The 18340-nt window shown below is 63.3% G+C and carries 17 protein-coding genes and 1 pseudogene; 8 read left to right on the top strand and 10 right to left on the bottom strand.

Going from position 1 to position 18340, the window contains the following annotated elements; genetic code table 11:
- Positions 1 to 38 precede the first annotated feature (38 nt).
- The 5 genes from CO656_RS00880 (at position 39) to ugpC (ending at position 6060) form a co-directional block, all read left to right on the top strand.
- The gene (locus CO656_RS00880; protein WP_179864671.1) at positions 39 to 1331 is read left to right on the top strand and encodes a sugar ABC transporter substrate-binding protein; all 1293 of its coding nucleotides are present in this window, start codon (positions 39 to 41) and stop codon (positions 1329 to 1331) included.
- A gap of 89 nt (positions 1332 to 1420) precedes the next feature.
- On the top strand, positions 1421 to 2377 hold the full coding sequence (locus tag CO656_RS00875; RefSeq protein ID WP_037416539.1) for a sugar ABC transporter permease: 957 nt from the start codon (positions 1421 to 1423) through the stop codon (positions 2375 to 2377).
- Entirely contained in the window at positions 2370 to 3263 is an 894-nt protein-coding gene (locus tag CO656_RS00870; protein ID WP_037416537.1) for a carbohydrate ABC transporter permease, read from the top strand. Before CO656_RS00875 ends, CO656_RS00870 begins: the two co-directional genes overlap by 8 nt.
- Positions 3264 to 3266: 3 nt before the next feature.
- Positions 3267 to 4988 carry a GH32 C-terminal domain-containing protein gene (locus CO656_RS00865; protein WP_097524473.1) on the top strand — a complete coding sequence of 574 codons (1722 nt, stop codon included), beginning with the start codon at positions 3267 to 3269 and terminating at the stop codon, positions 4986 to 4988.
- A gap of 25 nt (positions 4989 to 5013) precedes the next feature.
- Complete coding sequence (ugpC, locus tag CO656_RS00860) at positions 5014 to 6060, top strand: sn-glycerol-3-phosphate ABC transporter ATP-binding protein UgpC (RefSeq protein ID WP_097524472.1); 1047 nt, start codon at positions 5014 to 5016, stop codon at positions 6058 to 6060.
- Between the two features lie 52 nt (positions 6061 to 6112).
- Here ugpC and CO656_RS00855 read toward each other — a convergent pair whose 3' ends face one another.
- Genes CO656_RS00855 through CO656_RS00840 form a run of 4 tightly spaced genes read right to left on the bottom strand, consistent with a single transcriptional unit; the run spans position 6113 to position 10257 of the window.
- On the bottom strand, positions 6113 to 6874 hold the full coding sequence (locus CO656_RS00855; protein ID WP_097524471.1) for an ABC transporter ATP-binding protein: 762 nt from the start codon (positions 6872 to 6874) through the stop codon (positions 6113 to 6115).
- Positions 6868 to 7938 carry an iron ABC transporter permease gene (locus tag CO656_RS00850; RefSeq protein WP_097524470.1) on the bottom strand — a complete coding sequence of 357 codons (1071 nt, stop codon included), beginning with the start codon at positions 7936 to 7938 and terminating at the stop codon, positions 6868 to 6870. The genes CO656_RS00855 and CO656_RS00850 overlap by 7 nt, the downstream gene beginning before the upstream one ends.
- The gene (locus CO656_RS00845; protein WP_097524469.1) at positions 7935 to 9071 is read right to left on the bottom strand and encodes an ABC transporter substrate-binding protein; all 1137 of its coding nucleotides are present in this window, start codon (positions 9069 to 9071) and stop codon (positions 7935 to 7937) included. Before CO656_RS00845 ends, CO656_RS00850 begins: the two co-directional genes overlap by 4 nt.
- A gap of 52 nt (positions 9072 to 9123) precedes the next feature.
- Complete coding sequence (locus CO656_RS00840) at positions 9124 to 10257, bottom strand: ABC transporter substrate-binding protein (protein WP_097524468.1); 1134 nt, start codon at positions 10255 to 10257, stop codon at positions 9124 to 9126.
- Between the two features lie 103 nt (positions 10258 to 10360).
- Here CO656_RS00840 and CO656_RS00835 point away from each other — a divergent pair, with 103 nt between their 5' ends.
- Both CO656_RS00835 and CO656_RS00830 read left to right on the top strand, forming a co-directional pair.
- Positions 10361 to 11170 (top strand): class I SAM-dependent methyltransferase, encoded by an 810-nt coding sequence (locus CO656_RS00835; RefSeq protein ID WP_097524467.1) that lies wholly within the window; start codon positions 10361 to 10363, stop codon positions 11168 to 11170.
- A gap of 241 nt (positions 11171 to 11411) precedes the next feature.
- Positions 11412 to 11861 carry a DUF4168 domain-containing protein gene (locus CO656_RS00830; protein ID WP_179864670.1) on the top strand — a complete coding sequence of 150 codons (450 nt, stop codon included), beginning with the start codon at positions 11412 to 11414 and terminating at the stop codon, positions 11859 to 11861.
- 67 nt (positions 11862 to 11928) lie between these two features.
- Here CO656_RS00830 and CO656_RS00825 read toward each other — a convergent pair whose 3' ends face one another.
- The 6 genes and pseudogenes from CO656_RS00825 to glgX all read right to left on the bottom strand — a co-directional run.
- Complete coding sequence (locus CO656_RS00825) at positions 11929 to 12591, bottom strand: DUF6766 family protein (protein WP_097524465.1); 663 nt, start codon at positions 12589 to 12591, stop codon at positions 11929 to 11931.
- 44 nt (positions 12592 to 12635) lie between these two features.
- Positions 12636 to 13118 carry a hypothetical protein gene (locus CO656_RS00820; protein WP_097524464.1) on the bottom strand — a complete coding sequence of 161 codons (483 nt, stop codon included), beginning with the start codon at positions 13116 to 13118 and terminating at the stop codon, positions 12636 to 12638.
- A gap of 59 nt (positions 13119 to 13177) precedes the next feature.
- Entirely contained in the window at positions 13178 to 13615 is a 438-nt protein-coding gene (locus CO656_RS00815; RefSeq protein WP_037416514.1) for a CBS domain-containing protein, read from the bottom strand.
- Positions 13616 to 13700: 85 nt separating this feature from the next.
- Entirely contained in the window at positions 13701 to 13964 is a 264-nt protein-coding gene (locus CO656_RS00810; protein WP_179864685.1) for a DUF2934 domain-containing protein, read from the bottom strand.
- A gap of 51 nt (positions 13965 to 14015) precedes the next feature.
- The gene (locus CO656_RS30650; protein ID WP_234819615.1) at positions 14016 to 14198 is read right to left on the bottom strand and encodes a hypothetical protein; all 183 of its coding nucleotides are present in this window, start codon (positions 14196 to 14198) and stop codon (positions 14016 to 14018) included.
- Between the two features lie 130 nt (positions 14199 to 14328).
- Positions 14329 to 16338: pseudogene (glgX, locus tag CO656_RS00800) on the bottom strand (glycogen debranching protein GlgX); the annotation flags it as partial.
- 164 nt (positions 16339 to 16502) lie between these two features.
- On the opposite strand from glgX, the gene treZ reads away from it, so the two are divergent.
- The gene (gene treZ, locus CO656_RS00795; RefSeq protein ID WP_097524462.1) at positions 16503 to 18275 is read left to right on the top strand and encodes a malto-oligosyltrehalose trehalohydrolase; all 1773 of its coding nucleotides are present in this window, start codon (positions 16503 to 16505) and stop codon (positions 18273 to 18275) included.
- Positions 18276 to 18340: the final 65 nt, after the last annotated feature.

Raw genomic sequence — 18340 nt, 5'->3', positions numbered from 1 at the left:
CTTGCAGCGTAAAAACCCGTTGAGGAGGAGTGACTATGATGGGTAATCGTTTACTTTCACTACTGGAGGCATCGGCGGCCCTGGGTCTGCTGATGGGCCAGGCCGAAGCCAATACCGTCATCCAGGTGATGCACCAGGGCGATCCCGGCTGGGTCTCGACCTATGGCGACGTCGCCAAGCGTTTCGAGGCGGCCAATCCGGACGTCGACATCGAGCTGATCTATGCGCCGCACGACGCCTATAACGAGAAGTTCAGCGCCGCCGTCATGTCCAAGCAGTTGCCGGACGTCATGGAACTCGACGCTCCCTTCCTCGCCAACTACGTCTGGTCCGGCTACCTGCAGCCGATAAAACCTCTGATCGAGCAGGATATCCTCGACGACATGACCGAGTCCAACGTCGCGCAGGGCACCTATCCGATCGACAAGGAGCTTTACGCCGTAGGCCTCACCGACTCCTCCGTCGTCCTCTATGGCAACAGAAAATACCTTGAGGCGATCGGCGCCCGCATTCCGAAGGGCGTGGATGACGCCTGGACGCGGGAGGAATTCGAAGGCTATCTCGACAAGCTCTCGAAAGTCGAGGGCGTCAAATGGCCGATCGACACGTTCCGAGGCTATGGCATCAAGACCGAATGGATCACCTATGCCTATGGTCCGATCCTGCAATCCGCCGGCTGCGACCTGATCGACCGCAAGAGCTGGAAAGCGGTCGGAACGCTCGACAGCGATCCGTGCGTCGATGCGCTGACGATGATGCAGAGATGGGTGAATAAGGGCTGGGTCGTGCCGCAATCCTCCGGCACCAACCAGTTCTTCGCCGAGGGGCATCCGGCCGCGCTGGCGTTCGGCGGCCACTGGATCTATGCGGAAGCCGCCGCCTCGATGAAGGACGACATCGTCGTCATGCCGCTGCCGAAGTTCGGGCCGAAAGGCGCGAGCCCGAACGGCACCTGGATCTGGGGCATCACCACCGCCTCCGAGCATCCCGATATTGCCGGCAAGTTCGTGAGCTTCATGCTGAAGGACAAGCAATATCGCGACTATGCCAGGGAGGATTCCGCCTATCCGGGGCTGAAGAGCTTTGCCGCCGATTCTCCCTTGTATAGCACCGGCGGCCCGATGGCCGTCGCCTTCGAGCAGGCATCGAAGACCGCGATCGCACGGCCGCCGCATCCGGCCTATCCGGCGATCACCTCGGCCTTCATGGGAGCCGTCGACGAGATCTTCAACGGCGGCGACGTCAAGGCGGCGCTCAGCGCAGCGGCAGAGAAGATCGACGAGGACATCGAAGAGAACGACGGCTACCCGCCCTTCGACGAACAGCAGTAACGCTGACGGGCGACCGCTCGCCCAATTCGCGCGGTCGCCCAATCGGTCGCAGAGGCGATCGACTTACGCGATTGAATGAGGAGGAGATCATGACCTTGCAGCAACCGGCGCTGACCGCGACGGCAGCCCTGGCGCGCCCTGCCCAACGCAAAGACAAGGGACGCAGGGATCGGGGCCGCCTGTTCCAGGAAATCGGCATGCTTGCGCCGGCGGTGGTGCTCTTGGCGATCTTCCTGATCGTGCCGTTCCTCCTGTCGTTCTGGACGGCGATGACCAACCAGCCGCTGGTGCCGCGTCCGACACCTGTCCGCTTCATCGGCCTCACCAACTTCCTGAGGATCTTGAAGGACGACCTGTTCTGGACCTCGCTCTGGAACGTCTCGCGCTTCACCTTCTGGATTCTGCCGGTGCAATGCGGGCTCGCCTTCGCGACCGCCCTGCTGCTGCATCAGAAGCTGCCCTTCCGCAACTTCTTCCGCGGGCTGTTCTTCCTGCCCGCCATCACCTCGATGGTCGTTGTCTGCGTCATCTGGGGAACACTGTTCCAATACCCGACCGGGCCGCTCAACCAGGTGATCGGGTTCCTCTCCGGTGGCCGTATCCAGCCGATCGACTGGCTCGGCGACCCCAACTGGGCGATGTTCTCGATCGTGCTGCTCTCGGCCTGGCAGGCCTACGGCTTCCAGATGATCGTCTATCTTGCCGGCCTGCAGGGCATACCGGACGAGCTCTATGATGCCGCCCGCATCGACGGCGCCAATGCCTTCCAGCGCTTCTGGCACGTGACCATGCCGGGTCTGAGACCGACGCATGTCTTCGTGCTGGTGATCACCACCATCCAGGCCTTCAAGCTCTATACTCAGGTCGCGGTCCTGACCCAGGGCGGACCGAAAAGCAGCACCGAAACCGTGGTGCATTACATGGTGCGAACCGGCTTCGAGGAGCAGAAGCTCGGGCTTGCCTCGGCCGTGTCGGTCATTCTGTTCCTCATCGTTCTCGTTATCGCGCTGCTGCAGCGCCAGCTTCTGAGGCGTTTCGATGTCTGATCTCGTCCTTTCCACAACACCGTTGGAGGTAGAGCGTGAGCGCTCCGCTGTCGGTACGCTGCGCCTCGTGCAGACCGCCTGCATCCTCGTCATCGCGCTCGTCATCATCTCGCCGCTGTTCATGCTGCTGGTGGCGAGCCTCAAGGATGATCGCTTCCAGATCCTCGCCGATATGGGCAGTTTCCGTGCCTTCTGGGTGTCGAACCCGACGCTGTCGAACTTCGCGGAGGTCGGCAACCTCTCGGGCGAGCTCGCCTACGGCCGCTACCTCCTGAATTCGCTGATCATTCTCGCATGCACCGTAGGCGCGGGCCTGATCGTCAATTCCATGGCTGGCTTCGTGCTTGCCTGGGGATCGCTGCGCGGGCGGGCCTTGATGCTGTCGGTCGTCATCGCCCTCTATGTCATCCCGCAGGAAAGCATCATCATGCCGCTCGTCATCATGGTGTCGCGCGCCGGCATGACCGACACCTTCACGGTGCAGATCGTGCCCTGGGTCGCCAGTCCGCTCTACATTTTCCTGTTCTACCAGTTCTTCGCCCAGCTTCCGAAGGAGCTCTTCGAGGCGGCCGAGATGGACGGCGCCTCGGTGTTCCGCATCTACCGCTCGATTTTCCTGCCCTTGAGCCTGCCGGCACTCGCCACAGTCTCGATCCTCATGGGGATCGAGGCCTGGAACCAGTATCTCTGGCCGATCCTGGTGACGCAGACCGACTATGCTCGGCCGATCGCAGTCGCCATAGCCACCTTCTTCGGCCAGGACAGCATCTACTGGGATCGCGCCATGGCGGCCTCGGTCCTGATGATGATCCCGATCCTCGCCCTCTATCTCGTCTTCCAGCGCTGGTTCGTAAGTTCCTTCGTTGGCTCCGCCGTGAAAGGTTGATCAATGACAAGCCATGCAAATCCCTCCTCGCTTCTCGACGGCAGCCTCAAGACGCTGAGTGCCGCCCTTCCCGCCGGCACGACAATCCATGCGTGGCTGAAGGCGATCGACGCGGGAACGCCGGCTGAGCTTAGAGCCGACCAGGAAGGACGCGACGCCGGTCGTCTGATGGCTCGCAACAGCGAGGAATTCGAGTTCCAATCGCTGGTGATCGAGAGGGGCGGCGAAACGACATTGACCTATGACGCGACGACGACCACCCTGTCCGTCGTCTATGCCTTTTCGGAAAAGGAGGTGCTCGAAACCGGCATCCGCATCCTCTTCACCGGCGAGGCCAATGCGGCACCCGCCGTTCCCGGCAGCTACCATTTCCGCCCGCCCTTCGGCTGGATGAATGATCCGAACGGCTTCGGCCGCTTCGGCGACAAGGTCCATCTCTTCTACCAGCACTATCCGCACAGCCTGCGCTGGAACACGATGCACTGGGGCCATGCGATCTCCGACGACTATCTCCGCTGGAGGCATCTCCCGGTATTCCTGCTGCCCGCGGCGGAGCTTTCCGCAAGCGCCGACGGCCGCGGCGGCGCTTTCTCCGGCTCGGCAATCCCGCTCGCCGGAGAGGAGGAGGGCATCCGAGTATTCTTCACCGAACAGGTCAAGGACCGCGCGCCGGAAGAGCAGATCCAGTTGACAGCTGTCACCCGCGACCAGATTGCCGCCGGACCCGCCGAGGTCCTTCTTCCCGAGCGTCCGGCAGGCCTCGATCTGACACTCGATTTCCGCGATCCCTATGTGATCAAGGGTCCGGACGGCCGCTGGAAGATGCTCATCGGCAGCCGTGACCACGCCGGCGGTGTCATCCTGCTCTACGAGACCGTCGATCCAGCGGCGGCTGGCGGCTGGACCTTCGTTGGCATCCTGCACCGCGAGGACCGTTTTGGCATGACGGCGGCCGAATGCCCGTGCATCGTTCCGGTCGACGGGCCGGCTGACGATCCGCAGACCCGCTGGGCGCTGATTTTTGGCCTCTTGACAAGCCGCGACCCGGCGACCGGCCGCCGCAACATCACGATCGCGACCGTCGGTCGCTTCGACGGCCGGAGCTTCACCAGGGAATTCGAGCAGGAACTCGACTTCGGCACCGACGCCTATGCCTTTCAGGCATTTGTCGACCAGTCTGGGCCAGTCGGCATCGCGTGGCTGGCGAATTGGACGGAGATTTCGAAGAAGGCCGATTTCCCGACCGCCATGACGCTGCCACGCCGCGTGCTGATCACAGACGGCGCTCTGTCGACACCGCCTGTCGACGCCGTCGACAGCCTGCGAAAACACCTGATCGACGAGGCCCGGCTATGGTCCGGCGAAACGGTCGCGCTCGGCAACGACGCCGTCGAGATCGTCATCGACCTTGCGGCCCCAGGCGCGGCCTTCGATCTCGAATTCGACCATCCTGAAGTCGAACTCGGCCTAAGGCTCGACCAAAAGGGCCTGAGCATCCTCTATGACGTTCCGGACGGCAAATGGCTGCCGCGCTACATTGCGACCGGCGCGCGTCCCTCGACACTTCGGATCTTCCTGGACAAGGGATCGATCGAGGTCTTTGCCGACAACGGCCGCTGGACCGGGACGAAGCGCCTGTCTGGCTTCGCGGGCGTCCGCTCGGCACGCCTCGCCGCACCGGACGGCAATGTCACTGCCGCACTGATCTGGCAGCTTGAGCTCTGAAAGAACAGGAAGGGAGGAATCAACGATGGCATCCGTCACGATCGAACAGGTTCGCAAGCAATACGGCGCCGTGCCGGTAATCCACGGCGTCTCGGTGGACATCGAGGATGGCGAGTTCGTCACCCTCGTCGGCCCCTCCGGCTGCGGCAAGTCGACCCTTCTGCGCATGCTCGCCGGGCTGGAGGACATCAGCGGGGGCGAAATTCGCATCGGCGGGCGGGTCGTCAATGACGTCGCGCCGAAGGAGCGGGATATCGCCATGGTGTTCCAAAGCTACGCGCTCTATCCGCACATGACGGTCGCGGAAAACATGGGCTTCGCGTTGAAGCTCAAGGGTGAAGGCAAGGCGGCGATCGAAAAGCGCGTGCGCGAAGCGGCCGACATCCTGGCGCTCGGGCCGTTGCTCGACCGTCTGCCGAAACAGCTTTCCGGCGGCCAGCGCCAGCGCGTCGCCATGGGACGGGCGATCGTCCGCCACCCGCGGGTCTTCCTGTTCGACGAACCGCTGTCGAATCTCGACGCCAAGCTGCGCGTCACCATGCGCGCCGAAATCAAGGACCTGCACCAGCGCCTGAAGACGACGACCGTCTACGTCACCCACGACCAGATCGAAGCGATGACCATGGCGGACCGGATCGTCGTCATGCGCGGCGGCAATGTCGAGCAGATCGGCAAACCGCTCGAGCTTTACGACCGTCCGGCCAACACCTTCGTCGCGGCCTTCATCGGCTCGCCGGCAATGAACCTCTTTGAGGGCTCGGTCGCGAATAGAGAGTTCGTCACGCGCAACGGCGCTTCGCTGCCGATGCCGGCTCGCTATCAAGGCGCAGCGGCGGCCATCTACGGCATCCGGCCGGAACATCTCGCCCTCGCCGAGAACGGCGTGCCGGCGACGGTGGTCGTCGTGGAGCCTACCGGCTCCGAAACGCATGTGCTCGTCAAGCTCGGCTCTGCGGAAGCCAACCTGGTCCTCAGGGACCGGATCGATCTTGAGCCCGGCCAACAAGTGCATGTCGCCCCGGACCTCGCCAAGCTGCATCTGTTTTCCGCGCAGGGAACGCGCGTCAACTGAGGCATCCGCCTCGACATCCATGAGTCGCGCCGTGTCGGCGCGACCGCACCATTCAACGGAGGGGAATGGAATCGTCGACGATGATCACGGGGCGTCCGTGCGAACAGGATTCGACCCGGGCTTCGACTCGGTAGACGGATTTCAGCATCTCGGCGGTGATCACCTGGTGCGTCGGCCCGCTCGCCGCCACCGAGCCGCCGCTGATCACAATCGTGTCGTCGCAATAGCGAAGCGCGTGGTTCAGATCGTGCAGCGCAATCAACACCGCCATGCCCGACTGCTCGGCGAGCCGCTTCATGAAGCCGAGCACTTCGATCTGGCGGAAGAGGTCGAGCGCCGAAGTCGGCTCGTCCATGAGCAGAACCTCCGGCTTGCGCACCAGCGCCTGGGCGATCGAGACGAGCTGCCGCTGGCCACCGGAGAGTTCGCCGAGACCGCGAAACGCGAGGTCGTCGATCCTGAGTGCCGCAAGCACCCGATCGATTTCAGCGAGCTCGCCGTCCTTCACCTTCCAGCCCGAGCCCTGCTTGGCCGAAAGCAGGACGGATTCGTACACCGTCAGCACCGCATTGGCCCCGGTGTCCTGCGGCATGTAACAGATTGTCTCCGGCCCTTTTTCCGTGTCGGTGAGGTGGACGAGACCGGGACCGGCGGCGAGCCCTGCAATGCGCTTGAAGAGCGTCGACTTGCCGGCGGCGTTCGGACCGATGACCGCGGTCAGGCCCCCGCCTCTGAGCGTGCCGGTGTCGATGCCGGACAGCACGGTGCGCCGACCATAGGTGGCGCCGACCGCGTCTAACCTCAAGGCTACCATGCTCGTCTCCTGTTGGTGAAAATCAGCACGAAGAAGAACGGCACGCCGACCAGCGCCGTGATGATGCCGATCGGCAGCACCGCGCCCGGAATGATCATCTTGCTGACGACGGACGTGACGGACAGCAACAGCGCACCGCAAAGCACGGACGCCGGCAGGAAGAAGCGCTGGTCCTCGCCGACCAGCATGCGGGCGATGTGCGGCCCGACGAGGCCGACGAAACCGATCGTGCCGACGAAGGAAACGGGGATCGCCGCGAGCAGGCTGACGATCAGCATCGTCTCGAGCCTGAGGCGCCGGACGTTGATACCGAAGCTCGCGGCCTTGTCGTCGCCGAGCCGAAGCGCCGTCAACGCCCAGGCATGGCGGGCAAAGAGCGGCACGGCGAAAACCAGCACCGCGGCGGTGATCCAGACCTTCGGCCAGGTCGCCTTGGTGAGGCTGCCCATGGTCCAGAAGACGACGGCTGCGAGCGCCTGTTCGGAGGCGAGGTATTCGAGCAGCGACAGCGCCGCGTTGAAGGTGAAGACGAGGGCAATGCCGAGGAGCACGATGGTCTCGACGGTGACCCCACGCATGGTCGAGGCGAAATGGATGAACAGCGCCGCCAGCATCGCCATCAGGAAGGCGTTGAGCGGCACCATGTACTGGACCGCGACCGGAAACACCGCGACGCCGGCGACGAGCCCGAGGGCGGCGCCGAAGCCGGCCGCCGCCGAGATGCCGAGCGTGAAGGGGCTTGCCAGCGGATTGGCGAGGATCGTCTGCATCTGGGCGCCGGCGACCGACAGCGAAGCGCCGACCGTCACTGCCATCAGCGCGATCGGCATGCGGATGTCCCAGATCACGACGCGCAGCTGGTCGGTTACCGTATCGGAGCTGAACAGTGCCGTCAGCACGTCCGCAAGCGGATAGTTCGCCGGTCCGAGCGCCATGTCGACGGCGATCGAAAGGAACAAGGCGGCGATCAGGGCGGAAAGAATCAGGAGCCGGCGCGCGACAAGGGCGCGGTAGCGACCGCGCCCCTCGAGGCCGGAGATTTCGTCGGCGATCGCGACCATCATTCACCCCCGTCCGAAAGCGAGACAAAATAGCCGGGCCGGTAGGCGATCGGCAGGAACTTTTTATGAAATTCGCGGAAGGTCCGGTCCGGATCGATATCGGCGAAAAGTTCCGGATGGAACCATTTGGCGAATTGCTGGATCGGCACGAATTCATAGGGCGCGCCGTAGAACTGATGCCAGACGGCATGCACCCTGCCCGCCTTGACGGCGTCGAGCGTGGCAAAGGCCGGCCTCTGCATCAGCCCCTTCAGCCGCTCCCGCGCCGCGGTCGGGTCGGCGCCGCGGCCGACGCTGACGAACTGGTTGACGTCGGACTCGGCCGACCAGTTGCTGCCGGTGACGATCACATGGTCCGGATTGGCAACGACGAGTTGCTCGGGATTGAGGTCGCCGAAGGTCGCCGTGATCACGTCGGAGCCGATATTGTGGCCGCCGGCCTTTTCCACCATCTCGCCGAAATTTGCCGGCCCGAAGGTGCGGCAGCAGGCCGTGTCGCCGGTGATCCCGGGCGAACGTTCGATGAAGACTTTCGGGCGCGCAATCGCGCCGGCCCCGGCGAGGCGGTCGGTGACGACGTCGATCTGGGCGCGTCGATAGTCGATGAACTCCTTTGCCGGCGCCTCGGCGCCGAAAATCTGGCCGAGGATTTCGACCGATCTTTCGCTGTTCTTCGCCGGATCGACGCGGAAATCGAGGTAGACGACGGCGATGCCGGCAGCGGCAGCCTTGTCGATGAAGCCCGACTCCTCGACTGCCTCCTGCGCTTCAAGGTTCAGCGTCAGCACGTCCGGCTTCAGCGCGATTGCCGCCTCCAGGCTGAAGTCGCCGCTCGGGATATAGCCGAAGCGCGGCAGCTTCTCGATCGCCGGAAAGCGTTCACGGTAACCCTCATAGGAATCCGGATCCTTCATGATCAGATCGTCGCGCCAGCCGACGATCGTATCGAAGACATGCTCGCCCCTGAGCGCCGCCGCGATGTGGATCTGCCGCGCCTCGCCGAGCAGGATCCGCTTGGCCGGAAGCTCGATCCCGACCTTGCGGCCGGTGACATCGGTGATTTCCGCCGCAACGGCCGGCGCCGCGGCAATAACGGCGGCGGCAAGTGCCAGGACGATAGTTTTCAGAACCCGCATGTTCAGTACCTCGCAAAAGCGATCGGAGGGCTTGTGCCCTCCGATCCGGATTTTACTGGCCGACATTCAGCGACACGAAGTAGCCGCTCTTGTAGGGAAGCGGCAGGAAGCGCTCGTGCAGTTCCTTGAACGTCGCGTCCGGGTCGAGGTCCTTGAAGAGGTCCGGATGCAGCCACTTGGCGATCTGCTGGATGGCGACGAACTGGTACGGGTTGTTGTAGAACTGGTGCCAAATGGCGTGGACATTGCCTTCCTTCACTGCCTTCACGCCGGTGAAGGCCGGGCGCTTCGTCAGGTTTTCGAGCTTGCGGAAGGCTTCCTTCTCATCGGCGCCATAGCCGACGCCGACCCAGTTTCCGCCCGGCACGTAACCTTCCCAGTTGCCGCCGGTGATGATGATCTGGTCCGGGTTCGAGGCGATGATCTGCTCCGGATTGACCGTCCCGAACGTCCCCGGGATGATCTCCTTCGCCATGTTGATGCCGCCGGCGAACTCGACCATCTTGCCGAAATTCTCGTCGCCGAAGGACATGCAGCAATCGTCTGAATAGCCGCCGGCGCGCTCCATGAAGACGAGGGGCTTCTTCGGATCGGCCTTAGCCAGCACGTCCGTCACCTTGGCGATGCTGTCGGCGCGGAACTTGATGAATTCCTCGGCCTTTTCTTCCTTGCCGAACAGCTTGCCGATCAGGCGCATGCTCGGCTCTGTGTTTTCCATCGGCTTTTCGCGGAAGTCGACATAGACGAGCGGAATGCCGACCTTCTCGAGCTTCTCGATATAGCCCGCCTCTTCCGTCGCCGTCTTCGCGTCGACATTCATCAGCATGACGTCGGGCTTCAGCGCCACCGCCTGCTCGATGTCGAAGGTGCCGTCCTTCATGCCGCCGAAGGCCGGCAGCTTGGCGATGTTAGGATATTTGGCGAGGTAGGCGTCATAGGTCTCGGGGTCGGCCTTGGTCAGGTCGTCGCGCCAGCCGACAACGCGCTTGAAGGGCTCGTCCTTGTCCAGGGCGCCGATGAAATAGATCTGCCGACCTTCGCCGAGGATTACGTGCTGGACTGGCACATTTACTTCGACCTCGCGGCCCGTGATGTCCTTCACCTTGACCGTGTCAGCGAGTGCGGCGCTCGAAAAAAGCACGCAAAGACCCGCGGCGGCGGAAGCCACCCTGTTGAAAACCTTCATTGATCCCTGCTCCTTTGGAAAACGCTGCCTTCTAATGTTTCATGACTTTACCAGTCAACATTTATCTTTTAGAACGCTTCCAAACAGGAGAGGCGGACTGGTAATGAGCGACGTGGCGGCGGGCCGGAACTACGATCTTCGCGACGAAATCAAGGCCTATTGGTCGGAACGTGCCGCCACTTTCGATCTCTCGCCGGGACACGAAATCTTCTCCGAGGAAGAGCGCGCCGCCTGGCACCGGCTTTTCCTGCGCCATCTCGGTCACGGCGAAGGGCGCGCCGCACTCGACCTTGCGAGCGGCACCGGCGTCATCTCACACCTGCTCGACGATCTCGGCTTCCAGGTGACCGGTCTCGACTGGGCCGAGCCCATGCTCGAGCGGGCACGTCAGAAGGCAAGAAGCCGCAAGCGTGCCATTTCCTTCCGCATGGGCGACGCGGAAAGCACGATGGAGCCGGACGACCACTATGACGTCATCGTCAACAGGCATCTGGTCTGGACGCTCGTCGATCCGGCCGCGGCCTTCGCCGAATGGCTGCGCGTGCTGAAGCCCCGCGGCACGCTTCTGATCGTCGACGGCGATTTCGTCAATACGGGTGCGCTGGAGCGCCTGTTCTCGAAATTGAGCGCCTGGGGACAGCGCACCGGCGTTTTCAAGCCGGACGCACCCATGCACTCGCGCGAGATGATGGAGGCCCACCAGAGCATCCTCTCCCGTGTCCATTTCGCCAACGGCGCACGCGCCGAGGCCGTGGTCGAACTCCTTACGGCCACCGGCTTTACGGACATCATCGTCGATACCGATCTCGGCGAAATCCACCGGACGCAGGCGAAGAACTGGAACCTCTTCAAGGGGCTGGCGAGACGCAGCCAGCATCGTTACGCGATCCGCGCAAGCAAGCGCGCCGCCTGACCGGGCGGCACTTCGCCGCCACCACTGGCTGTACTCGCTTTCTGGTTCGAGAGAAGCGCGGGGCCACAAAGCTGCCGCGCAATGGTCAGCAAATTGCCCCCAGATCGCCCAACCGAGCACTTTTGAGGGCTACATGGTCTATCGCCGCTGCGTCACACACGACACGGAGCGGTTGAGCAAGGCGGTATTGCTGCCGATCACGTCATGCACGTCCAAGAGGGCACGTCCAAGAGGAATGAATATGATCACTCGTTACACCCCCGTTGCATCGCTGACCGCTGCATTCTTCGGCCTGATGGTCGTGAGCCCGGCCTCGGCGCTGGAACTTGCCCAGGCCCAGGAAACACAGCCGGCGCAGCAGACGGCCCCGGCTCAACCCGGCGCCAAGGGTGCCCCGATCAGCGAACAGAAGATCGAGGCCTTCGCGGTCGCATACCTTCAGGTCGACAAGGTCCGGCAGGAATATTCCGCCAAGATCGGCGCGACACAGGACGCGGCTGCAAAGGAGAAGCTGCAGAGCGAAGCCAGCCAGCAGATGGTCAAGGCCGTCGAGGCCTCGCCGAACATCTCTGTCGAGGAATATACGACCATTCTGACGGCCGCGCAGAACGATCCGGCGCTTGCCAAGAAGGTCCAGGAAAAGCTTCAGGGCACAGCGCCTGTCGAGCAGGCTCCGGCACAGCAACAATAAGCTTCCCGCCCGCCGATGCTTCCGGCGTTCCGACGTCAGGTCGGGACCCCGGAAGCGTTTCTGGCTTCTACTTTCCGGTTGCGCTTATCGGGGCCGCGACCGGCTTCGATTCCGGCGATCCGCGGAAACGCAGGAAAATCGAGAGCAGAACCAGCAGCAGGGTGGAGAGGAACTCCGATTGCCAGTTCTGAAAACACTCGAACCAGAACTCGGCATCGGCCAGTCGCGTCCAGAGGCCGACAGACGGCTCGCCATGGCGCATCGCCTCGACATTTGCGGCCGCGGCGCTGGCGCGCAGATGGAAAACGAAGCTCAGGACGAACAGTGCAGCAAGCACGATGCCCAGCGAATAGGAATAGAGCGTCCTTATCAGCGGCCCTTGCCGAACGGCCCAGGGTGCCTTCGGATCGTTCTTCTTCTCGCGAGGATCTTCGTCCACCTCGTCCTGAAGGACGTCCGGGTCCTTGGACTCGGCCGAGCCACGCTGGTAGAGGAACGCCGTCAGGCAGACATAGGCCGCCATCTGCAGAAATTCGCTCTCCCAATTTTCGAAGAGAGCGGACAGGAAATGGCCGGTGGAGAGATATTCGACGACGGTCACGGTCCCTTCGCCGTGCATGATAGCCTCTTGATTGAAGGCATGAGTGCCGGCGAAAACCGTGCCCGCGATGGTTGCGGCAGTGAGAATGGTCAGTGTAATGCTCAGCCCGTGGTCACGCAGAAGCGACATTCACTTTCTCCGCCATTGCGGTTCTACGCTCAATCCAACGTGCATCAGGTGACGAGCCAGAAGAAGGTTCCCGCCACCAGAATGAAAAGGGCGATTGCAGCAAGCAGGCGAAGCATCCCGGCATTCGTCGTATCGCCAAGCATCCTGTTCCAGGTCTCTCCGCCCGTTCCTTCGTCACTGCTTTCCTGATGTTCCTGAGTTGCGGCTTCCTGTACCGTTCGGCCTTGGTCGTGTTTCGGCCTGATCGGTTGAGCGCCGCCGCTGAAATCGCGCGGCGAAGGTTGCGGCGGGTCGACCGACATTCCGGCGCGCAAGTCCTGGGCGCCGCCGCCCGCGTCCGAAGCGTCCGCTATGTGGTCTTCGCCGGAAGCATTCTCTGGCTGCGACTGCAGGTGCGCTGTCCTTTGCGGCTGCGGCCCCAGGCGACGAGCCGGCCACGATACATCGGGCGACTGCGACGTCCGGCGCGGGCGCTGCTCCGCGGGGCGACCCTTCCCAAGCTCTCCATTGTCCTGCTTTTGCGGCATGCTGCCTCCATGGCTTGGCGCCCTTCGCGGGCGCCAATTCGATTTTCAAAGGGAGCGTGTCAGTGCCGGCCGGCCTGATTGTGCTCGCCGCCGGGCATGGTCACGCCCTTCAGGCCCGCGCCCGCCGCGGCGGGCTGCTCCCGCGCGGCGTCAGCCAAAGACACGATGCCGACGAGGCGCTTGTCCCGATTGACGACGGGGAGACGTCGCACCTGGATATCCCCCATGTTCCGCGCCACGTCGTCCACCTCTTCGTCCTCGAAGCAATATTTGACGTCTGTCGTCATCACGTCGCGCACTTTCGCCTGCGGATCGAGTCCGTCCGCCACGCCGCGCACGACGATGTCGCGGTCCGTCACCATGCCGACAAGGCGGTCATGGTCTTCGACCGGCATGAAGCCGATGTCGTTGTCCGCCATCTGCCGCGCCACATCCCTGATCGTGTCGTTGGGGGTGGCGAGATGAACGTCCCTGCTCATGATATCCGATACATGCATTGTCCTGCTCCTTTCTCGGAAGGTGCTGTCCGATCAGCCGAGCCGTCCGGGACCAGGCCGAATCAGACAGGTGGGAGGCGGCATTTCAGTGCGCTCGCGCTCCGTTCCTGGCAGTTTTTGCGCGCGGTGCAGGCGGCTTCGGGCTCGACACGGCATTGGTCGTACCCTCCGTTTCGAGGCTCTCGCCTCCGTTGGGGCTGGACGTGCCTTGCCCTTCCATTTCCCGCGCTGCCTGCTCCCAATGGCGCAGGTGTTCGCCGTCCGGACGGCCTTCCTGCTCCCAGATCGCGTAAGCCCTGCGCTTGATGAGCTCTTCCCTGTCGTGTTCCATGTCCCTTACCTCGCTGATGAAGCCTCGTCGGCAAAATGCAAACGGGACGACCGCCCATTTGTTCCATGCTTAAAACCTGTTCCAGTAACGCTCGCCGGAGCCGCCGCCATAGCGCGGCGGCTCCGGATTTTCATCGGGATTCGGTACCGGCGCCTCGTCCGGAAGGCGGTCGGGTTCAGGTTCGCCGATAGGCGGTTCCGGATCCCTCGGCGACGGTGGCGGAGCCTGACCCGGCTGACGCGGATTTTGCACTGCTGCCTCCTTTCCACGCGCCCGCAAGCGCAGTTGTTGTTGGCGCCTCCTGCTCGCCAGAGTCTTGTGGAACGAAAGCGGCGACGCTCTGCGCGCGGACCGTTTCCCGCTCCCTGGCAACGGTCTCGGTAAAGGCGTCGTCTTCGGCCGTATTGAGCGCCCACCGCCAGCCTTGCGCCCCGTGCACAGGCGGAAGCGCGACATCGCAGTCGCCGCCGGCGTTGAAGACGAGAAAGATCTCTTCCGCCGGTGCCTCGTTAGGGGAGAGGTGGCAGAGATAGACGCCGAGGATGCGCAATTCGCCGTCGCCCCATGCCGGCTCGTCCATCATGCTACCGTCGGGCTTGTACCAGGCAATCTCGATACGTCCGTGCTCGTCGGTGGCCCCTTCCAGGAAATTCTCCTGGCGCAGCACCGGGTTCTCCCGCCGGAAGGCCGTCATCTTGCGGCAGAAGGTAAGGAACGCCTCGTCAGAGCTGCTCCAGTCGATCCAGCCGATCTCGTTGTCCTGGCAATAGGCGTTGTTGTTGCCGCCTTGGCTGTTGCCGAGTTCGTCGCCGCCGAGGATCATCGGAACGCCCTGGCTCATCATCAAGGTGGCGACCATTGCACGGCGGCGGCGCCGGCGCGCCTCGCCGATCCCGGGATCATCGGTCGGCCCCTCGGCGCCCATATTGTCCGAATGGTTGTCCGAGTGGCCGTCGCGATTGTCTTCGCCATTGCCCTCGTTGTGCTTCTCCGTATAGGAGACGGTGTCCATCAGCGTGAAGCCGTCATGTGCGCTTAGGAGATTGACGGAGGTGGTCGCCGCCCGGCCGGAATGATTGAACTGGACCGGCGAGCCCGTGAGCCGTTCGGCGAGCACCGGCACGACGCCGCCGTCTCCCTTCCAGAAGCGACGGACATCATCGCGGAAGCGATCGTTCCACTCGCGGAAGGGCGGCGGGAAACCGCCGAGCTGATAGCCGCCGTCGCCGATGTCCCACGGTTCGGCGATGAGCTTGACGCCGGCCAGCATCGGGTCTTGCCGGATCGCATCCAAAAAGCCGCCCTCGCGATCGAATTCCATGTATTCGCGCCCGAGGGCGCTCGCCAGATCGAAGCGGAAACCGTCGATGTGCATGACGCCCACCCAGTAGCGGAGGCTGTCAAGCACCATGCGCAGCACCATCGGATGCGCGACGTTCAGCGTGTTGCCGGTGCCGGTCATGTCATAAGTATGCCGGGGCTGCTCCGGCGACTGGCGGTAATAGCTGAGATTGTCGAGACCTCGGAAGCTGAGCGTCGGCCCCTGTTCCGAACCCTCGGCTGTATGGTTGTAGACGACGTCCATCAGAACCTCGATGCCGGCGGCGTGGAAGCGCTTCACCATCGCCTTGAACTCGGTAATCCTGGTGCCCTTCATGTAGCGCGCATGCGGCGCGAAATAGCCGAGCGGCTGGTAACCCCAGTAGTTCCTGAGGTTTCGCTCGATGAGGTAGCGGTCGTCGAGGAAATATTGCACCGGCAGAAGCTCAACCGCGGAGACGCCGAGTTTCATGAGATGATCGATGATCGGGTCGCTGGCCATGCCGAGAAAGGTGCCGCGCAATTCGTCCGGCACGCCGGGATGCGTCATGGTCATGCCGCGCAGGTGAGTCTCGTAGATGATCGTCTCGGTCCAGGGCCGGCGGATCGCCTCTTCGCCGTCCCAGTCGAAGTTCGGATCCTGGACGACGCCCTTGACCATGAACGGAGCGCTGTCCCGCTCGTCGAAGGAAAGATCGCCCTCCGGGTTGCCGATCGTATAGCCGAACAGCGCGTCGTCCCAGACGAACTCCCCCGCCACCTGCTTGGCATAGGGATCGAGGAGCAGCTTGTTCGGATTGAAGCGATGTCCGTTTTGCGGGTCGTAAGGTCCGTAGGCGCGGTAGCCGTAGAGCGTGCCCGGCCCCAGCCCCTCGATATATCCGGACCAGATGTCGCCCTCCCGCTTCGGCAGGGGCAGCCGCGCCGTTTCCTTGCTGCCATCCTCGGAAAAGAGACACAGCTCGATTTTTTCGGCATGGGCGGAAAACACCGCGAAATGGGTGCCCTGGCCGGTGTATTCGGCGCCAAGCTCCGGCTTCAGAAAATCGAGTTCGGAGAAAGCCACATTCATTCGGTGTCGTCGCGCCCCCTGCAGCGTCGTGGAAGTGAGGGGGCAACGCCGATGGCGGCAACTTTGTTCCTGCCGAAGCTCGGCGACGATTGATTGCCGCGGAACTTTCGACCCGTCGACGCAGTTCTCGTCTCTTGCCGATCTCGCAGCATCAAGGAAAATGAATGACCGATTCTGTCCGGAAAACCTGGGGCGCCGAGCTCACCTCAGACGACGTCGCACATTTTCGCCTGTGGGCCCCCGACGAGCAGGCGGTCCGCCTCGTTCTTGCCGATGTGCCGCACTCGATGCGCGCGCTCGACAGCGGCTGGTTCGAAATCTCTGCCCGGGCGCAGGCAGGCGATCGCTACTGGTTCGAACTTTCCGACGGAACCCGCGTCGCCGATCCTGCCTCTCGCGCCCAGCCAGAAGGAGTTTCCGGCCCGTCGATGCTCGTCTATCATTCGGCCTACCAGTGGAAGGCTTCCTCCTGGCGCGGCCGGCCCTGGGAAGAGGCAATCATCTCCGAGCTGCATGTCGGCTGTTTTACGCCGGAGGGCACCTTTAGAGCGGCGGCCAAGCGGTTGCCGCATCTCGCCGAGGCCGGGATCACCGCCATCGAGATCATGCCCGTCGCGGAGTTTCAAGGCGAGCGCGGATGGGGCTACGACGGCGTTCTGCCCTATGCGCCACACCATGCCTATGGCACTCCCGACGATCTCAAGGCGCTGGTCGATGCGGCGCACGGGCTCGGCATGATGGTCCTGCTCGACGTCGTCTACAATCACTTCGGACCGGAGGGCAACAGCCTCCCCCGTTACGCCAGCCGCTTCTTCAACCGCGACCGGCCGACCCCATGGGGTGCGTCGATCGCCTTCGAGGAACCCGCCGTGCGCCGCTTCTTCATCGACAACGCGCTCTATTGGCTCGGTGACTTCCACTTCGACGGGCTGCGCCTCGACGCGACGGACCAGATCCGAGACACCAGCCAGCCGCATTTTCTTGCCGCCCTGGCCCGCGAGGTGCGCGAAACTTTTGCCGACCGCAGCATCCATCTGGTGGTCGAGGATGCCGACCGTCGGCGCAATCTGGTGCGGCGCAACGCCGACGGGACAATCGCTCTCTTCACTGCCGGGTGGAACGACGATTTTCACCACGGCCTCCATGTCATCGCAACGGGCGAAGACAGGGGCTTCTATCGGCCCTTTGCAGCGCGCCCTTGGCAGGCGACGCGCGAGGCCATGACCGACGGCTTCGCCTCGACCGAAACGATCGAGTCCCTCCCTCAGCCGGAGGGCCAAGTGCCGCCGCAGGCGCGCGTGAGCTTCCTGCAGAACCACGACCAGATCGGCAACCGCGCCTTCGGCGAGCGCCTCGTCTCGCTCGCGAGGACTGACCAGCTGAACGTGATGACCGCGATGCTGATGCTTTCGCCGCAGATTCCGCTGCTCTTCATGGGCGAGGAATACGGGGAAAGCCAGCCGTTCCTGTTCTTCGCCGACTATGCGGGCGAACTCGGCGCGGCCGTTCGGCGCGGGCGGCAGGAGGAAGCCGAGAAATTCGGCGGCATGCCGCCCGGCAAGACGGCAGAAGATCTCCCCGATCCGATCGATCCCGAGACCTTTGCCGCTTCGAAGCTTCGCTGGGAACGCGCCGAGAGCGCGGCCGGCAGGACTCACCTCGCCTTCATGCGCGACCTCGCCGATATCCGGCAGCGGCACATCGCGCCGCTGATGAGACAATGCAACCTTCCGAGTTTCGAGGTCCATTCCGCTCGCGACGGCATTGTCGCCGTTGACTGGTCGTTCGGCGGCCCGGTGCTCGAGTTGCGCGCCAATCTCTCCGCAGGCAAAGCCGCCGTTCCGCCGATCTGCGGCGAGCAGATATTCGGCGCACTTAAATTGGACGGACGTGAGTTGCCGGGCCCAAGCATCGTTGCTGCCGTACGGTCCAATTAACGTAGCGAACGGAACATGGTCGGAGCCTGTCGGTTTAGCCGATTGCACGACTGAAATGGACCGAG

It is taken from the genome of Sinorhizobium sp. FG01 (genome assembly GCF_002531875.1).
Lineage (GTDB): Bacteria > Pseudomonadota > Alphaproteobacteria > Rhizobiales > Rhizobiaceae > Sinorhizobium > Sinorhizobium fredii_C.
This window is presented reverse-complemented; position numbering and strand designations above follow the sequence as displayed.